General features: G+C 35.3%; 11 protein-coding genes and 2 CRISPR repeat arrays. All 11 genes read right to left on the bottom strand.

Annotated features, from left to right (window positions below; genetic code table 11):
• The first annotated feature begins 27 nt into the window (after window positions 1-27).
• A CRISPR array of direct repeats spans window positions 28-1,813; the repeat unit is 28 nt; unit sequence TTTATATTCCACTTAGTTAATGTAAAAC.
• A 287-nt stretch (window positions 1,814-2,100) separates the two neighbouring features.
• On the bottom strand, window positions 2,101-2,364 hold the full coding sequence (gene cas2, locus MHI34_RS20115; protein ID WP_009371077.1) for a CRISPR-associated endonuclease Cas2: 264 nt from the start codon (window positions 2,362-2,364) through the stop codon (window positions 2,101-2,103).
• A gap of 1 nt (window position 2,365) precedes the next feature.
• The gene (cas1, locus tag MHI34_RS20120; RefSeq protein ID WP_329808711.1) at window positions 2,366-2,854 is read right to left on the bottom strand and encodes a CRISPR-associated endonuclease Cas1; all 489 of its coding nucleotides are present in this window, start codon (window positions 2,852-2,854) and stop codon (window positions 2,366-2,368) included.
• Window positions 2,761-3,351 (bottom strand): CRISPR-associated endonuclease Cas1, encoded by a 591-nt coding sequence (gene cas1 / locus MHI34_RS20125; protein WP_230593997.1) that lies wholly within the window; start codon window positions 3,349-3,351, stop codon window positions 2,761-2,763. The genes cas1 (MHI34_RS20120) and cas1 (MHI34_RS20125) overlap by 94 nt, the downstream gene beginning before the upstream one ends.
• Window positions 3,348-3,860 carry a CRISPR-associated protein Cas4 gene (cas4, locus tag MHI34_RS20130; protein ID WP_036128955.1) on the bottom strand — a complete coding sequence of 171 codons (513 nt, stop codon included), beginning with the start codon at window positions 3,858-3,860 and terminating at the stop codon, window positions 3,348-3,350. The genes cas1 (MHI34_RS20125) and cas4 overlap by 4 nt, the downstream gene beginning before the upstream one ends.
• Before the next feature lie 33 nt (window positions 3,861-3,893).
• Entirely contained in the window at window positions 3,894-6,122 is a 2,229-nt protein-coding gene (locus MHI34_RS20135) for a CRISPR-associated helicase/endonuclease Cas3 (protein ID WP_036128957.1), read from the bottom strand.
• A gap of 46 nt (window positions 6,123-6,168) precedes the next feature.
• Window positions 6,169-6,903 (bottom strand): type I-B CRISPR-associated protein Cas5b, encoded by a 735-nt coding sequence (gene cas5b / locus MHI34_RS20140; protein ID WP_036128959.1) that lies wholly within the window; start codon window positions 6,901-6,903, stop codon window positions 6,169-6,171.
• 12 nt (window positions 6,904-6,915) lie between these two features.
• Window positions 6,916-7,794, bottom strand: coding sequence for a type I-B CRISPR-associated protein Cas7/Cst2/DevR (gene cas7i, locus MHI34_RS20145; RefSeq protein ID WP_036128961.1), 879 nt, complete (start codon window positions 7,792-7,794; stop codon window positions 6,916-6,918).
• Window positions 7,787-9,490: a Cas8a1 family CRISPR/Cas system-associated protein gene (locus MHI34_RS20150; RefSeq protein ID WP_230593999.1), complete on the bottom strand. Its 1,704-nt coding sequence runs from the start codon at window positions 9,488-9,490 to the stop codon at window positions 7,787-7,789. Before MHI34_RS20150 ends, cas7i begins: the two co-directional genes overlap by 8 nt.
• A gap of 12 nt (window positions 9,491-9,502) precedes the next feature.
• Window positions 9,503-10,240 carry a CRISPR-associated endoribonuclease Cas6 gene (gene cas6, locus MHI34_RS20155; protein WP_089932280.1) on the bottom strand — a complete coding sequence of 246 codons (738 nt, stop codon included), beginning with the start codon at window positions 10,238-10,240 and terminating at the stop codon, window positions 9,503-9,505.
• A gap of 888 nt (window positions 10,241-11,128) precedes the next feature.
• Window positions 11,129-12,326: a CRISPR direct-repeat array (repeat unit 28 nt; unit sequence GTTTTTCATTAACTAAGTGGAATTTAAA).
• Between the two features lie 109 nt (window positions 12,327-12,435).
• Window positions 12,436-13,392, bottom strand: coding sequence for a hypothetical protein (locus tag MHI34_RS20160; RefSeq protein ID WP_036128965.1), 957 nt, complete (start codon window positions 13,390-13,392; stop codon window positions 12,436-12,438).
• 71 nt (window positions 13,393-13,463) lie between these two features.
• On the bottom strand, window positions 13,464-15,146 hold the full coding sequence (locus MHI34_RS20165; RefSeq protein ID WP_342503868.1) for a methyl-accepting chemotaxis protein: 1,683 nt from the start codon (window positions 15,144-15,146) through the stop codon (window positions 13,464-13,466).
• Window position 15,147 lies beyond the last annotated feature (1 nt).

Below are 15,147 nucleotides of genomic sequence, written 5' to 3' on the forward strand. Positions count from 1 at the left end.
ATAACTAATCAACTTCTATAGACCTTCAATTTTATTCCACTTAGTTAGTGTAAAACGTTTACAGGCAAACGGCTACACCGAGCAAATTCGTGATTTATATTCCACTTAGTTAATGTAAAACCTGGGGGGAGTGCAAAGTATCCAGTTCCGTAGTAAGTTTATATTCCACTTAGTTAATGTAAAACTGCAATAGAAATATCAATAGCCTCTTTCGTACCGTCGTTTATATTCCACTTAGTTAATGTAAAACGTAGAAATTCTAACTGAAAATAATAAAGACGAATAGTAGGTTTATATTCCACTTAGTTAATGTAAAACCAGCATCCGTGTTATTGTAGCCGTATGAAGAAGCATAGTTTATATTCCACTTAGTTAATGTAAAACAGTAACAAGCGCATTAATGACCGTCATATTGATGTCATTTATATTCCACTTAGTTAATGTAAAACCGCGATGAAAATAATGATACAGACGCAGACGAATACAATTTATATTCCACTTAGTTAATGTAAAACCCGTGGCCGATAAAGATGATGTTCAGAAGATAGCCAGATTTATATTCCACTTAGTTAATGTAAAACGATATGTTGACAATCGGGAACGATATAGATTATTAATTTATATTCCACTTAGTTAATGTAAAACTGAATAAAAAAGTGGTTTCGAGTGGTGGTCTTAGATTTATATTCCACTTAGTTAATGTAAAACTTACAGCTGCTAATATGGGTAATTTGACAATGTATACATTTATATTCCACTTAGTTAATGTAAAACATAGTGCGCCAGAGATACCTGTTAGAGAAGACCCTACATTTATATTCCACTTAGTTAATGTAAAACTGTTTACTTGTTTAGACTACGATTCCAGTGTTTCTGTATTTATATTCCACTTAGTTAATGTAAAACTTCACGATCCGAGTAAAGACGTGTTGTGTAATAACCATTTATATTCCACTTAGTTAATGTAAAACTTAGACAGCTTGTACAACTTCACTCACCCCTTTAATATTTATATTCCACTTAGTTAATGTAAAACGAAAAACACCTAAACCGCTGGCAACTCTCCCCATCAATTTATATTCCACTTAGTTAATGTAAAACGTAGATTGCTAGCCCCATCAAGCAACCAACAATTTATTTATATTCCACTTAGTTAATGTAAAACAGTGTTTTGGTTGCTAACTCACCTAATTTTCGATTATTTATATTCCACTTAGTTAATGTAAAACGCTCTGCCGCGATGTCAAAAGTGAGCACTCGATATTATTTATATTCCACTTAGTTAATGTAAAACGAGGACAAAGATGCAATTAACTCAAAAATACCTTCATTTATATTCCACTTAGTTAATGTAAAACTGTTCGGTCAAGGTGTTAATCCGTCACCAGACATTATATTTATATTCCACTTAGTTAATGTAAAACCACTTTCATGAGTCTTGCCTGCTGCCGGATAGATAATTTATATTCCACTTAGTTAATGTAAAACCTGGATGAAAGTATTGTATCTTTGAATGACCAACTAATTTATATTCCACTTAGTTAATGTAAAACTGTAGTAGAAGATGATGGAGGAAAACACATTCAAGATTTATATTCCACTTAGTTAATGTAAAACGCAAGTCGAGCAATACACCGACGAGGAAATGAAAGCCATTTATATTCCACTTAGTTAATGTAAAACTGCTTCCAATGCTTTACTAACAACAGTATCGTCTTCATTTATATTCCACTTAGTTAATGTAAAACTGATCGCAGCAGGTGCAAAAGTGATAGGACAAACACATTTATATTCCACTTAGTTAATGTAAAACCCTCCTTTATCATACTCAAAAAAGCCTTATTTTTCAACGCTTTAACAGGTTGTGCGTTGTGATCAATATGGTATATTTGCAGTCAATCTGTGATTCAAAAATTTGTCTTTGCAATCAAAGTGCCTTAAAGCTAGATATGATATGCTTGGAAGGGATATTATGTTGTAAAATGATTCACTGCAATCTACAAAAAAGAGAGAATTTGTTGTATTGAAATTGGATGAAGCACCTTGAATGCAATGGATTCTCTCTTTATTTGACCAATCATTTGATAATATAATAGTTGACTATAGAAACATGCTCTCAAAATCTTTCTCGACTCCATACACAGTTTTTTTCATGTTTTTTGGATTGGCAATTCGGTAAACATAAATCGAATCAATATTCGGATTAGCCTTTGTTGCTAATTCAGCTAGGCATTGTTTTAAAAGTCCTTCTGTAATTTCTCCTTCAAATAAGGAGTTTTGTGTCCACGTTAAATATTTTTTCAATACTTTATGGACTTTCCCCACTCGTTTTACATCCACATCATACGCAATCAGCACATACATGTTACCACCACGCTTTCAATGCTTTATAATCTTCATCACCAATCAGATGTTTAATTAATTTATAACATTCTAGACGAATTAAAAATCGGTAAGAGGTTTGTCTGTTTAATTTTCGATGTTTAATGGTTGTGCTCATTCGTTTTTCGAACTCAGCAATAAAAATTTTACGTCCTGTTTCGTTTAATAAGCAAATATGTTCTTCGATATATTCAAAATGTTCCGCACGAATCATCTTTTTGTTAATTAACATAAAAATTAAATTATCCATTAACAACGGCTTGAAGATTTCTGCAATATCCAGTGATAGGGAAAATCTTCGTGAGCCTGGTTCATGTAAATAACTAATTGTTGGGTTTAATTGCGTTTTGTACATTTCAGATAATACAGCTGTATACATTAAACTATTGCCAAATGAAATAAGTGCATTAATTGGATTTGTAGGCGGACGCTTTTCCCTCTTTGAAAATTGAAAATCAGGATTTTTAATAATTGCATTAAAGCATTGATAGTAAGTAAAGCGAATTTTCCCTCAATGCCCATTAAGGTTTGTATATCCGTAGCATCTGCAACTTGTTTCTTTAGTTGCGTTATTTCATCGATGAATGGCTCTACCTCATCTTTGTAGCGACGAATATTGCGTAACATATGATGAATAGCACTATAGACAAATTGTTGTGCAATATACAACCTTTTATTCAAATCAAGTACATGAGCTGCTTGCTGGACATCAACAAAGCCCGCCACTTTTTTTCGTCTAGGTGTGTAACTACCTGAATAGTAGCCGTAGTAATTATAAAAATGGATATTCACATCTTTTTGATTCATCAAATTAAAAAAAGAGGTGTTAAAGTCCATTTCCGCAAATACATGTAGATTTTCTGTATTTTCTATTGGTAATGTTTTTTTCGTACCATCTTCGAATACTAAATAAATAGTAGAATCTTTTCTTTGGATCCTTCCGTTATTAAATAAATATACATTTTTCATTCCTCTTCACCTACCCAGCAAAATGAATAGTAAGCACATTTTGTACAATATCTTAATTTTTTCTTCTTAGGAGGCTTGTCTAGCTGAATAATTTGTTGGATTTGGGCTAACCATTTAGGGATGGCCTCTCTATCCTCTTCCGTTAATTCAATTTCATCAACACGTTTTTCTTTTGGATAATGTATTTTGCCTTTTCGATATATCCCCATTTGCTCAAGTACGAATAAATAATATAGAATCTGCGCCTTATCAGCCTGTCCCATTTTACTACTAGATTTCACTTCTCCTACATAATGCTTGTCCATCATATCAATGCGAATTAAATTTTCTATCAAAACTTCTTTTGACTTTTGGCGTTGATAGGACGTATCGTGCAATACTTTCCCTTGTTGTACTTTATCGTCCTCATCCTCAAAGCCAAGTTGATGTGAATGTAACCATAGCTTGCGCTCGCATACTTTCAAATATTGGACTTGCAAACCAGTTGCCTTTAAATCGTCCCATTGCATATGCTTTCACCCCTTGTATGGTATTTTCCATAATTATTGAAAGAAGGCATCTACATCATTTGCAAAAATTAAGCCGAATTCCTCTGTATATTGATAGGTCACAACTGGATATTCTGTATAGCGATCAACTCTAATTGTTGAAGTAACCTCTCCATTTTTTCGTTTTCTTGCATTATCATATGCCCAAGTTGCGATAGGCACTGTAAATTTTTGCAATTCAATTAACAAATTAATCTTCGTCTGCCATGCCAATCTTTTAGATAATTCATTCTTTATATTCTCTATTTCGAATTCATTTTCCCTATAAACGCCATATGGTATCACCAATTGATTTTGAATATCTCTTAAAGTTGGCTTATTCTCCTCTTGATAAGGTAATAAATCCTCATACCAAGCTAATGTTTCATCGAATGTTTGAATATATTCGCACTCTGCTCCTAAAGCTTCTCTACTATACACTTGCTCCACAATCTCCATTTTAATTTTCTCATCCATTAGCTGATTGTTATATTGCAGTAGCACTTCCTTGGATTTAGAAAAAATTGTAAAATCAACAACAGATTTTTTGTTGTTTGCAATACCTGATGGCAATGGATCGCCTGTAAAAACGTAAATATTCGGTATGTTTTTTACATAATCTCGCGTTCGATAAATACGCCCCATCCGTTGAAATAAACCTGATGCCTCCGAAAGCTCAGTAAATAAAATATCAAAATCAATATCAACGCTTGCCTCTACTAACTGTGTTGTAATCCATATTCCCGTTTTTAGGCAATCTTTGTTTCCTAATGCTAAAATCGCATCTTCCTTTTCTTGACGGTGCTTGCTAATAAAACGGCTGTGCAAAAGAGAAGCCTTAATCCCTGTTTCTTCAAATTCTTTATATAATTGCTGGGCTTTCGTCACCGTATTTACAATGATTAATACCTTTTGTTCCATTGGATGCTTTAAAATTTCTTCTAGCGTTAAATCCTTTTCAACGATTTGCATAAAATGACGCTGAATCGGCTGATTATTGCCATTGAATTTTAAAAATGGGTCTTCTCGTTTTTCAAACGGCACTTCCAATCGTTTTAACGCTTCTATGAAAAGTGGTGGTAATGTGGCAGTCATAATTAAAAACTTACCGCCTATATCCGTAATATACTTCAACCCTAATACGATAAAGGCAGCTAATCTTGCGCTGTACATTTGAATTTCATCAATGATAATTTTGCTATAGGCTAATGTGGCAAGTTTCATTTCAAAGCCTGGATATAACCCGACAAAATCAATAATTTGATCGATCGTTGTTACTGTAAGCGGCATAGATAGATTTTTCGCATGTGTGATTGTTATTAGATCAAGGTCTTGCTCATCCACACGTTTGACATATTCAGCATGCATATCACTATGAAGTAATCCTGTATTCTGCTTGTTGCAGCCAATTTCATTAATCAATCGGTCATAAATCGCATTGATGGACACTTTTAATGGCAGTGTAAAAATGCCTTTGTCATCACCCAGCCACCAAAGTGCAGCTTCTGTTTTCCCAATACCTGTTGACGCAATGACTACATGATTATCTTGTTGTCGAGCATATAGATAGTCTTGTAACTTATTCCGAGTGCGATTTTTATCACTAAAATATGTTTCCATCTTTTGTGGCAAATCATCAAGAGGAATTTCAACTTCATAATTTCCACTTGCTGCATAATCCAACTTATTTAATAAGCCCTTTATTCGGACGAATCGATAAAGATGCTCACGGTTTCTAAGAAATTTTCGATCGGTAAATTTTCGATAATCAAATTTAGGTTCCTCACGAATATTAAAATCACCATTTAATAGCGGCACATATTTTTGTAAATCCTTTTCAATCTCATCACCACTCTCGTACATATTTTGCTCTGCCCGTTCGTGGTGATAATAAACAGCTAAAATTAATATCTTAGCATCCTCTTTACCATATTGGGTGATTAGATTTTTAATCGGCATAAATGCACAACTTAAGTAATTGTGAGGAATTTCATCTATTTCAGGAAATAAATCAACTATATGCTCTTCCATTGTGCGTACTTTATTCTGAAATTTGGTATTTGCCTTCCCTAAATCGTGGTACTTCACCGCTTGTAATAAAATGTCCCAATCTTTCTTTGACAAGGCATTTGGATAAATTTCACGAAATGTTTCCCATCTATTAATTAAATGGTTCGTATGCTCAATAATCGTTTGTGCGGCGGATGTTTTTGTTGCAGATTTTGCTAGTAGCTTTTCAAACATCTACTAACCTCCTTATAAAAAAAAGAATGGAGAACATTCCCCACTCTTATACTAAAAATACGGTATAGCCATCTTTATCGAAAAGCATTTTTTCATATGCAGCAAGATAGTTAGTCGAAGAAGCTGGCACATGGGAAACAACCACTTTTTCCCACTGACGAATGTGCTTTCCTTTAGCAATTTCTAATAATTTATAAGTTTTATTTAAACGATAGGATGTACCGACTTTTCCATAAATATCACTCTTGGTCATCGATTGCGGAATAAAAATATCAAAATTAACTTCCTTGTCTTCTTCCATTTCTTGAATCTCTATTTCTACTTCCTTCACCACATTAATCTGTAATAAATCCTCGCGTCTACCAAGTGATAAATATTCAGCAGGTGATTTTAGTGCGTCGATAATGATTGGAATGTATTGCTTGTCCTCTGGTACAATATGCAATACTAGTTCGACATCTACTAATAGCTCTGTTGTGGAAACACCCCGTATAATCCCATGTGCTTTTCCATCTGATAACTCCACTTTCAACTGATGGCGGCCTTGCTTATACGAACTACCAGCAAACTCATAGCGCGTCCATAAATCATTGACCTTTGCATGATATTTCCCCTGAATACTCACCTGCATTGGCACATAACTTGTAAAGCCACATGCCGCATGCACCATGCCAATAACAGTCGAGTACGGGGGCAGTGGATATGATTCCTTTAATTGAAAACTCGTAGGCTTTTTGTAGTTCACTAGGTTCTGATAAGCCTCAATCCGAATCCCCTTCATATGTTCACCTGCTTACTTATAATAGTCTGATACAGCCTGCTCTAACTGCGCGAAGAAGTCTGCCATTGGTTTGGCTTGTAAACTTTGCTCAATTTCCTCGTCGTTTGCTAATAATCCTTTGACTAAGCCAACATGTGTATGTTGTTGAATATGTGAATCCAATGCTAAAATTCCCTCAACCGTTGCAACGGCAAGCTTATTATTTTGAAGCTTTAACCGATTTTCGAAAAATGGATTTTTTAAATCATAGACACCACCGATCGCAAAAATTGGCGCTAAATTCTCTCGACGCCCTTTTATATCGCGATATAAAAATTTTAATGTACGTAATAAAGAAATCACACGCTCAGCACGTTTCTCTAATGGAATTTCGATTTGATCGTTTGTATCAATCCCAATCTTATCTAAATCCACCGTCAGTGTGTAAGCATAAAAGGATTTATGAATTTCACTTTGTGCAATATTTCCACCTCTTAATTCCTCATTAGCCGTTGCACTTTTATGGCGGTCAAACAACCCTTTATTCGTTAAAAATTCTAAATCTGTATTATAACTTTCCAATGCGACAGCATTGGATAAGCGTACCACGGCAGCACGAGTTTTCGTTGGCTTTACCGTTTTCATATAGCCGAACAAATCAATTTCAGGATAATCTGCGATTGTTGCCTCTGGGTGAAATTGAATAACGGAGCCATCCATACCCAATGGCGTATGATTGATATCCATTTGATCGACAATGTTATAACGCAATGCTTGACGTGAAATATACGTGTACACTTCATGATCTCCACGGGAAATTTTTTTCAAAGAAGCAACGTTCCCAACACCCTCACCATAGTTGGCACTTTCTGCTTCAACTATCATACTGACTGTTAATCCTTTTTTATTCATTTACTTGCTCCTCCTTTGCCATATCCTCTTTTTCGAAATCTTTTCCATTTAATCCTATTAAAAATGCGTAGCCAATTGTTTGGAATTTTTCAATATCACTTAGTGTTGTTGTGAAAAATATGGGTATACCTAATTTTTCATGGCGTTTGTAGCTATACGCCTGTACAATTGTTTCCATAAATTTATTAGGATTTTTTACTTTTAACGCATTTAACAAACGGTGCGAAATAGCATTTAATTTTGTTTCTTGACCTCGATATACTTTTCTTAATTCGTAGCCGCTAATCCGAATACTTCTTAACTCTTTATCTGTCATATAATGTGAACCTCCCTTTAACCCATGATTTGAAATTTTCAGAATTTTGTAGATAGAAAAAGTATCCGCATATTTATCATCGATTACTAAACGTATTAAACGATAGAGTAAATCACTAAAACGCTGTCCATTATAAAAACGTCGAATAACTTCTTGATAGAGGCTTATATAGTCTCCTTTTTCCTTAACAAATTTCCCCGTCAAGTAATGGAAGTCATTCCGGCTATCATATAGCTGCTGTGCTTTGTCACGGGATAACATATTGAATGTATAAGGTCTGGATTCATTATTTTTGTCATATTTAACAATCTGGATATTATCAATTTCTACATTCTTCTTGTTTTCTGCGTGTTGATACATTTCATTGATAATTTTTGAATAGGCCATTTCCTCCAGCTTATCGCGTGTGTATTCTTCTCCTCTATCATTGCGCAACTGGATTTTATTGTAAGCTAATAACTCGACAATGGATTGATTGCTATTGATAAAGAGACCTATCCCATTTTTCAATGTGAAACCTAATGGTAGACAACTATACACAATATTACAGATTGGACAAATAAATAAATTGCGCTGATGATTCCAATAATGCGAGGACTTTCTTGCCCCATCAACCCCTAAATTTTGTACCCAAGTAAGATCAAATGCCTCTGAGATAGACTTCATTTTATTGTCACAGCACGCACATGCTAATTTATTTTTTTCGTACTTTTTTTCATCTTTCTTTGACGTTAGAAAATCTTGAGCAGGTTTGATGAAGTAATTAAAATATTCATCATAGAGATCCTTTTTACTCGCATTGCTATTTAGAAAGGAAACATTGGACCAAAAACTTTGAATAACTTGATATGTAAGGACACGTGGGATGATAGATCGCTTTGCATCCTTATGCTTTAAATGCTCGACAATTTGTAGTAATGCGTCCACAGCATCTACAATTTGCGGCTGTATTTGTTCCAAGGTTTCTTTTTTCCTCTGTGTTACCTTTTTTAAACTTTTCGCAGCCTCCAAAAAATCAAATGGAATCGCAGAAAGAAATGGATAGACATTCTTATAACTATTCGATGACAGCCAGTACTTCACTTTTTCAATATGGGCATTGAGCCGTTCTAAGTTTTTTTCATCTCCAATATCAGTTTTCGCTCTTAATAAAAATTCAACAATATTAGGATTAGTCATTTTATAGTAATTTGTTTCATGTCCATATTGAGCAGATAAATAGGCAAAATAATGTTCTTCAAAGTTCGTTAAATTGCTTTCTGGAAAACTAATAGTCTGATGATCGCTCTTACTATACTCTAGTTTTGCATAGTCAAATACACGGCAAAGTCCCAAAATACTTGCATTGTAAATTGTTTCATCTAACTGTAGTTCAATCATTCACTTCACCTCCTATTCATTCACCATTTCAATACAGCCTAGCATTTGTGATCTTCTAAAACCGATACCCGTCTGTGTTAATAAAGCTAAATCTTCTGGATGTCCTCCTAGTACAAAACTTCCCTCAAAACCATTCAAATAAAGAATTCCTTTTTCATTTAAATTTTTAAACTTGTCATGCTTTAACTGCACAACTTTTTTATGCATCATGACTGGTGTAAAAACAAGTGGCTCATGTAATGTTCGCCCAGCAACAGATTTTAGGCATTCATTCGCCGCATAATTCAATTCCTTCTCGTAATTAGGATCATCAATATTTAAATATTGATTGTTTTTATCTTTAATAATGATGGTGCTGTTTGTTTTAAATAGAGCTTGAGATTTTGTAGGCAATTTTTCAGATAAAAATTTAACATGCTTAATGTGTACGGTGTATGACTTATATTGCATTTGCTGATGCTCAAGTAAGCCATTATAAAGTGTTATCATAAAATTTATATCAGAAGAAGAAATGGTCATACGAATGTCTTGATGGATGATAAATTCATCACCTTCTAGCGTATAACCATTTAAATAAATCGCTCCTGTGAAAGGACGCATCGCCTTGTTAGCTTGATGTTCCTCAAAGCTATACAAACTTTCCTTTAATTCTGGATTGAACGAAGATAGTCCAGCTTTAACTATACTCCCAGCTAAAAAGTGATAATGCTTAGGTATTTTCTCCGCTTCCATAGTAATCTGCAACTTCATCTGGCTTCACCTCCTTTTTATTTTCGTAGCCTACTCGCAAATATAATTTAATTAAATTTAGGGGGATTCGTGAGTAGGCTTACATTTATATTAATTTGTTTTTTATAACAAGTCAATATTATTTGAAAATTACAACTTATATTGAAACTATATAGGATTAAAATATAATTTGGGATTTTATTCTTATTTAATTCCTTCTCTATTCTTGATAAGATAGAAAAGTCTCGTTTAACTAAGTGGAATTTAAATATATATTTTCAAATAAGGTTTAATTTTTCAGAGAATTATCTCATTTTATATTAACTATGTGGAAATTTACTTACTCCAACTTCTTACTTTCTTTAAAAAAGACAGCAAAAGAGCCTACTTGAGACTAATTCGAGTAGGTTTTTTACTTAGCTGATTACGATTAGTGATTCTAACTAAACTTCATTTAACTTCCTGTACCCTCTTCAACTACATCTAATAAAAAACTCACAGTAACTAGTAGCAACCAAGAGCCTATATCCCTCCCCAAATATGAAATTCACATTGAAGGGTAAAAGCACTAAGTATACGCCGATTTCTCATGATGGGGAGGTAACACGAGTAAGGCAAATTTATAAAGCATGAAAATATTTAACGTAGAAACAAAACCCCCTATGAGCATGTGCTCGTCATGAACTATTACTTGAATGGAACGGATTCTCCCCTCTTTATATAAAATTGCAGTGAATCATTTTACAGCATTAAATCCCTTCAAAGCTTCCCATGCCGAGCGTTGAGGCACTTGAATGACAAAGGAAAATTTCTGGACTACCGATTGACTGCAAAAAAATGATATTGGTCGCAACATACAACCCGATAAAGCGTTGAAAAATAAGGTTTTTTTGATTATGATTAAGGTGAGTTTTTCATTAACTAAGTGGAATTTAAATGATGCGTTTACTGGCATGTTAGTCCTTCGAGGTAAAGTTTTTCATTAACTAAGTGGAATTTAAATTGCATCATAGGTTTGTTGCCATTCATCTCGTAATCGTTTTTCATTAACTAAGTGGAATTTAAATTTAATCACATCATGTTTAATAGGTTCTGAACTAGCAGTTTTTCATTAACTAAGTGGAATTTAAATTCTTTTTTGAGCTTAGAGACGTTAAAGAATAAGCTTCGTTTTTCATTAACTAAGTGGAATTTAAATTATAATTCACCAACGACTACCTCACCGCGTTCTGGTTTTTCATTAACTAAGTGGAATTTAAATTATCGATAGCGATTTGATCAAGTACACGCACAACTTGGTTTTTCATTAACTAAGTGGAATTTAAATATTTGTTTTCATTTCGCTTAAACTCTCGACCGTGTATGTTTTTCATTAACTAAGTGGAATTTAAATCTCCATGAATAACATCAATGCATCAACGTCCGCGCGTTTTTCATTAACTAAGTGGAATTTAAATTTGCTATAAGCAGCTGCTACAGCTTTAATAGTGGCGTTTTTCATTAACTAAGTGGAATTTAAAGTGTAGGTTGAACGATAGCATTAACAGGTACTGTAGAGTTTTTCATTAACTAAGTGGAATTTAAAGAGTGCTCGCCCTAGCGCGATCGCTTTTCCAATATGGTTTTTCATTAACTAAGTGGAATTTAAAGTGTCATAAAACAATTCGTGCGTTTTGCCTGGTATGTTGTTTTTCATTAACTAAGTGGATTTTAAAGAACGTATGACTTCACTTATCGTAACGTATTCTTAAGTTTTTCATTAACTAAGTGGAATTTAAATAAATTTAATATTGCAAGCTTCAGCTGAAATAGGAAAAGTTTTTCATTAACTAAGTGGAATTTAAATCAAGGATTTGAAAATGATAACAGGGCATGGCAAAAAGGTTTTTCATTAACTAAGTGGATTTTAAATATGGATATTGTGCGAAGTGCTATAGTACGAGCTTCGTTTTTCATTAACTAAGTGGATTTTAAATAAAGAAACGAGTCTTTTCTTTAAATATTTGAATCACAGTTTTTCATTAACTAAGTGGGTTTTAAATCAGAATAGGATAGGAAGATATTGTCCAACTGACGATATTTTTTATTACCTAAGCGGAATTTAAATCCTTAAAATTTTTTAAATCCTTAAAATTTATTGTATAAATAAAATTCCCTGTTAAAAAAACCAACAATAACCGAATTTCCTCGATCATTGCTGGTTCTTAAAATTTGCTTTATTTTTTTCGTTTCACAAAAACAATAGCAAAAATGGCTGCTAGAACTACTAGGATGGCAATCATCCATACTGTATTTGAGTTGGATGTAGTGTCATCTGCTGCGGCTGTTTGTTGTTCTTTTGGTGTGGCATTCGCTGACTGCACTTCTTTGGCGTCCTCTTTTGCTACTTGTGCGGAGCTAATTTGCACATATTGTAGAGTAGCTTCATTCGAGGCTGCTGCTTCGTGTTCATGGCTGTCGCCGTGCCCCTCTGCATGATCCCCGTGACTTTCTTCTTGACCACCGTCATGACCATGATGATGATCTCCTGCTGTTGTGAAAATAGAGCGTTCCAGTTGTTGACCTACCCAGTTTTTGGCATCTGTTGAATCAGCAAAGATGCGCGGGTGTCCTGACAGCATGTATGTTTTACCACCAATGATGAGCCCTGTTTCGTCACCTGTTACGACATCTTCAATAGTACCTGTTGGTCCTTCTGCAAAGCCGCCCATTTGAATAAGCGTATGACCACCCATATCAAATGTTAGGTTCTCTGTTAAGAACGCAATGTACTCCTCTTTTGTCATGGTTGCATCTGGATTCGCTAGTTCTAGTTTATGATGAAAAAGGGCAGTATTAATTTCTTTGTACGTAAGGTCCCCCTCTAAGGAAGAAACGTAATCCTCTTTTTGTGCTGCTTGTGCTAGCTCATCTACAGTCGATCCTGCTAGGCCAAAGAAGCCACCTACCCAGCCTGCAAAATCCTTGCGTGATAAGTTGTCTGTTGGGTTTAAAGCCATATCTTTGCCATTGTACCCAAGAAGCCCAATACTGTGTAATACCATAATGTCCTGAATATTGGAGGCTGTTTCAGGGACATCTGTGAATAGTGTACTTTTATCCATCGTATGGGCATAGGCAACTGGTGCCATGAATAAAGTACTCATTAATAATAAAAGTAAATATTTTCTCAAAATGATTCCACCTTCCAATGCAATAGTATACAGCGTAAATGTGTTGGAAGTTTGAAATCAAGCGCAATTTTCTATAGTTTGAAGCGACGAATGAGGCCATTTAATTGTTCGGCCATTTCTGCTAAATGCTCGGCACTATGTTTCATTTCCTCCATAGAGCTTGCAGCCTGCTCAATGGTCGCCGATGTTTCCTGAATACCTGCCGCTGACTGCTCTGAGACAGCCGCAATATCATCGACAGATTGGTGAATCGTGACAGTATTGTGAACAACCCCGTGTAAATCGGAGGACATCCCATTAATGCTTGCTGCAATGGCATCGATCGCATCTGCAATACGATAGAATGTTGTATTGGTCGTGGCAATTTGCGCTGTGCCTTTTTCTACTTCTCCATAGCCCTGCTCTAATGAGGAGGTCACTGTACTTGAATCATCCTGAATAGCTCTTACGATAGCTGTAATATCATCAACGGAGAAGGCCACCTGCTCGGCTAATGCGCGAACCTCGTCGGCTACTACTGCAAAGCCCTTTCCTTGTTCCCCAGCTCGGGCCGCTTCAATCGCTGCGTTCAGTGCTAATAAATTTGTCTGTGCCGCAATATTTTGAATGACCGCTACAAGCTTAGAAATTTTTTGTGTTTGTTTACTGAAAACAGTTACTTGATCCACCGCGTCCTTTACCATCTGCTGAATCGCTTCCATTTGCTTTGTGGAAGAGGTCATGGCATCTCTACCTTCTTCTGTTAAAGCTTTGACTTCCTGCGAATATTGTTGAACGTCTTTACTGCCGTCATGAACAGTCGTTACTTTGACAGCAAAGTCGTTTATGGAGGAAGCGACATCTGCTGCATGGTTTGCCTGTCGTTCTGTACCGCTGGCGATTTCTGTAACAGTATGGGCAACTTGTTCTGTACCTGCTTTTACCTCCGTGGTTGACTGCAAAAGCTCCTCACTGTGAGCCGCTACCTCATCCGACACTGTTTGAATATGTTTCAAGAGTTGATTTAAAATATCTGCCATTGTGTTGGTCGCTTCCATCAACTGGCCCACTTCATCCTTTGATTGAATAGGTAAAGGGGGCTCGCTTAAATCCCCCTTCGTCATTCGTTGCATACGCTCTGTTAATGTAATAATGGGTCTTGAAATACCACGGGCACTTAGTAGTTCAATCATCACGGCTAGCAGGACAATGAAAATACCTACGACAATCGCAATTAGCTGTTTATTTTCACCAGCAGCAATCATGTCCGTGCCTACCTCATTAATGGCTTGCTTTCGTTGCGCCGCTAACCCTTCATAGCCCTCACGAATCGCGGTTGCCGTGTCATCCATTTTCGTTAAATTTTGGATAGCAAGCTCGGTTTGACCCTTGTCATATACTGCAAATACTTGTTGTTCAATATAACGATTCCATTCCTTTGCCATTTGCGCATATTTCCCGAATTCACCTGAGGTTGTGAGTGCTGATCGTTTTTCCTCGTTGTCGGCTGCCTTCGCCACATTATCTTGGAAAATCTCTTTATATCTTTCATTACCAGACAGTACATAGCCTCTAACTGCCGCTATTCTTAAATCGATTGTTTGTGCTTGCTCAAAATCTGCAATTAATAATTGTAATTCTTGCTGAACAATTTGTTCTGTCGCATTGTTGCTTTGTGTGATGGCATAATAGTTGTACGCAATGTAGCCTATCATGATGGCGATGACAATACTAAAGGAAAAAACAATGCGTCGACTGATTGTTTTGAACTTCATC

It is taken from the genome of Lysinibacillus sp. FSL L8-0126, from assembly GCF_038630385.1.
Classification (GTDB): domain Bacteria; phylum Bacillota; class Bacilli; order Bacillales_A; family Planococcaceae; genus Lysinibacillus; species Lysinibacillus fusiformis_D.

What these genes read in the sequence shown, in the direction of transcription:
- MHI34_RS20165 (WP_342503868.1), bottom strand. Translation starts at nt 15,146, where the DNA reads ATGAAGTTCAAAACAATCAGTCGACGCATTGTTTTTTCCTTTAGTATT.
- cas2 (WP_009371077.1), bottom strand. Translation starts at nt 2,364, where the DNA reads ATGTATGTGCTGATTGCGTATGATGTGGATGTAAAACGAGTGGGGAAA.
- cas6 (WP_089932280.1), bottom strand. Translation starts at nt 10,240, where the DNA reads ATGAAGTTGCAGATTACTATGGAAGCGGAGAAAATACCTAAGCATTAT.
- MHI34_RS20150 (WP_230593999.1), bottom strand. Translation starts at nt 9,490, where the DNA reads ATGATTGAACTACAGTTAGATGAAACAATTTACAATGCAAGTATTTTG.
- cas4 (WP_036128955.1), bottom strand. Translation starts at nt 3,860, where the DNA reads ATGCAATGGGACGATTTAAAGGCAACTGGTTTGCAAGTCCAATATTTG.
- cas1 (WP_230593997.1), bottom strand. Translation starts at nt 3,351, where the DNA reads ATGAAAAATGTATATTTATTTAATAACGGAAGGATCCAAAGAAAAGAT.
- MHI34_RS20135 (WP_036128957.1), bottom strand. Translation starts at nt 6,122, where the DNA reads ATGTTTGAAAAGCTACTAGCAAAATCTGCAACAAAAACATCCGCCGCA.
- cas5b (WP_036128959.1), bottom strand. Translation starts at nt 6,903, where the DNA reads ATGAAGGGGATTCGGATTGAGGCTTATCAGAACCTAGTGAACTACAAA.
- cas7i (WP_036128961.1), bottom strand. Translation starts at nt 7,794, where the DNA reads ATGAATAAAAAAGGATTAACAGTCAGTATGATAGTTGAAGCAGAAAGT.